Origin of the sequence: Nitrosomonas sp. Nm51 (genome assembly GCF_900111165.1) — a bacterium.
Taxonomy (GTDB): Bacteria; Pseudomonadota; Gammaproteobacteria; order Burkholderiales; family Nitrosomonadaceae; genus Nitrosomonas.
The window spans coordinates 1-2,941 of record NZ_FOGH01000102.1; the positions used below are offsets into that span (position 1 = coordinate 1).

1 protein-coding gene is annotated in these 2,941 nt (G+C 41.4%); it reads right to left on the bottom strand.

All coding sequences use genetic code 11. The annotated features are described in order from the left end of the window. Window positions 1-58 precede the first annotated feature (58 nt). Entirely contained in the window at window positions 59-2,689 is a 2,631-nt protein-coding gene (locus tag BMY60_RS14860) for an exonuclease/endonuclease/phosphatase family protein (protein WP_090334684.1), read from the bottom strand. Between the last annotated feature and the right edge of the window lie 252 nt (window positions 2,690-2,941).

The window sequence follows — 2,941 nt, forward strand, 5'->3', positions numbered from 1 at the left end:
TTCTTTTGTATATTGTTTTCTTTCCAATTTTTCTTCCTCCAATTAAGTCTATTTTCTCTTAACTGGAGTGTCCGGGTCTATTGAACCACATCAGTTTTCCTCTTTCCCAATGGCTTTTTTCATCTATTAAATCATTTATCAGCCCTATTTTGTATTTCGTGCTTGCGGGCAGCCACTCCTTACCTTTTTCTAGTATATCCAACAGGCTAACGAGACTTTCACCTCCCTTTTTCAAACCATTATTCTTGATACTTAGCCTTATTTTCTGGATTTCATCCATCACGCCTTTAACTTTTTCATCACTGTTGTTTATAGCGTCATCATTCACTATGTCTTCCCAAATACTGTAAAGGGTGGTAGTGACGGAGGATTCTATATCTCTGTATTCTTCAAAATCGTCTTGGCCTAACTTACCTAATCGGTTTAATGCAATAAAGGGGATCGATACTTGCTCCCTCACCTTCCCTAGTTCCGTACTTATTTCTTCTAGTCCCTTGGCACTCACCTCGTCTTTCTTGAGAAGCTTGCTCCTCAACTTCCTCAGTTGTTCCAGGCGTTTAGTATAATCCTCCAGTTCTTTAGAGTCGACCTCTTGCTTCGTATCCCCTTGATCAGTATCTCCGGTAGCTAGCATAAGTGCTGTAATAGCATACTGTAGATCCTGCATTAGGTTTATGTACTGCAGATCTTGTCGATCAACTTCTTCCCATCCTTCGTTATTCCGGCTGCTTTCAAGCTCCAGCATGACCGGCAGATGATCGGATAGCTGCATCCAGTATTTGGAAATATCCTGGTCTAGGGATTCCAGGCTTACGATGGTGTTTCCACCTGGTCGGATGAGGCCGGTTCTTGATTTTTTACCCAAGCCTTGTTGGGAAACAATAAAATAGTCGGCGGACTGCAAACCCATTTTGTTTTTGTTGGTACCGGTAACGGATCTTAGGTCTTGCAATCCTGTCATTTCGAGGTTTTGGTTGAGATTGTAATAACTGTAGTTAGTAAAAATGTTATTCTCATCATCTGGTGTTCTGAGGTTTCGCAATTCGTTTTGATTGCCTTTATGTCTCTTTCCCTTTTTATCAAATGCTTCATTGAGGTTTCCGTTCTCAGGGCTCTCCACCAGTGATTCTGCCCCTACATAATAGTCTCCACCGATGATCAGTCTGGCTTTTTCACTCGCTGCAAGTTTTTCAAGAGCGGCGATGGCTTCTTTCATTTGCTCTTGGTATATCTTTTTTCGGGAGAATTCACTACCGTAAGGGGTGGTGTGGATGATACCGTACCAAATTACGGGTTCGTCTTTTTCGAAGTAGTTTTGTTTTTTCTTCTTAAGGCAGTGGACTACTATGGGTCTGTATCTATTGATTTTCCCGTAACTGCTCTTTTTACCCTCAGCCTGATATTTTTCTGCTAATTCTTCGTATGAATAGCCATCGTCATCCTTTTCGTGATCTGATTCCTCATCTACTTCATCGTCATTTGCTTCGTCATCTATCTCTTCTTCCTTACTTGATTTGTATTTGGTCCAGAAAAGGGTGTCCTCGGTTTCTTCATCAGACATTTCATTATCGTTTTTCTCTATTTTTTCTCCCTCTCCTGTCACCAAAAAATGTCCCAGATACTCGTAGCGGTCTTTATTGTACTTAATGGGATAGTATTCTACCTGACCATAGTTTAGAACTTCTTCATATTCCTTTTCTTTCTTTTTGCTTTTCTTTTCCTTAACTTCGCTTAGAGTAATGGTTAGGGATTGAAGCCTAGGGCCTGTTTGGGTAGGGTTCAGGTAGTCTACCCCTTCGTTTACCTCGTTGAGCCCCACGATAAGGTCGGGGTATATTCTGAGTAGTTTGTCGATGTGTTTTTTGGTGTAGTACTTTTTGATAGAACCCAACACGTCTGCTACTAAAGTGTTGATTTTTCGTCTTGAGGTGAGTTTTTCGTCACCTGTCCGAAGAGATTTGTTCAGGCTGAGGTCGGCTTTGTCGGCTTTTTTCTTTTGCTTGTTGCTTTTGACTATTTTATCTACTTTCTGCTTCATTTCCTTTATCAGGCCAATGAGGTGCATGACCTCTTTTGGATTTGCTAAGGATGGCAATTCTATGTACTCTCTGTCGGCTGTCTCAATGGCTGTGACGATCTGTTGGTTGAGGTCCTTCAGGGGTTTTGCCCACTCATCATCACCCAGGCCATCTATGGTTTTTTCCATGGCTTCAAGAGCACTTAGTATTTCTTGGCCATCCATAGAGTACTCTTTGCCAAAGTGATTGAGGTTCCAGGCCGTGAAGCGGGTGCCAGATATCTGGTGCTTTTCCTTTTTCCTTCTTTTGCTTTTTGACTCTTGCCGAATTCTACATTTTTCCTCCATTTTTCTCTTTTTTGAGTCTCCCTTTTCTTCGGAGCTCTTATTCTTATCGTCTTTCCCCTGGGAAGAAGGAGAACTTAGGCTATCCTCTTTGAGGATGTTCTCTTCATCAATTTGTAAGTCATCATCAGGTTTATAATCCATAAAATTATCATTAGATTCATAGTCCGTGGTGACTTCATTATCAGATTCATACTCCATGGCGTCTTCGTCGTCAGATGATGTATCCTTCTTTTTTTTAGATGACTTAAACATGCCTTGAAGGGGGTTGCTGTTGTTTGCTATCTGGCTAACGTTTTCGATGGTATCGTCCAGTGAACCTTTCATTTGCGTGGTCGGTTTTACTCTTCCTTGTTTTTGCTGTACAACGTGCCATGCTTCATGAGGTAAGTGCTTTGATGTGGTTCAATAGACCCGGACACTCCTATAAGGACTTCCCGATATTTGCAAGAAGAATTTTATTTCCGGTAATTTGTTTAAATGTTGTCATGCTCTCTGATTGTATCTTCACTGATGCTCCCTTTAGTCATGATAGCTATGTCGGAGACAATGTCATTGCAGCTCTATAGCCGGCCTCTG

Excerpts from the sequence above, each read along its gene's own strand:
- BMY60_RS14860 (WP_090334684.1), bottom strand. The coding sequence starts at position 2,689 with ATGAAAGGTTCACTGGACGATACCATCGAAAACGTTAGCCAGATAGCA.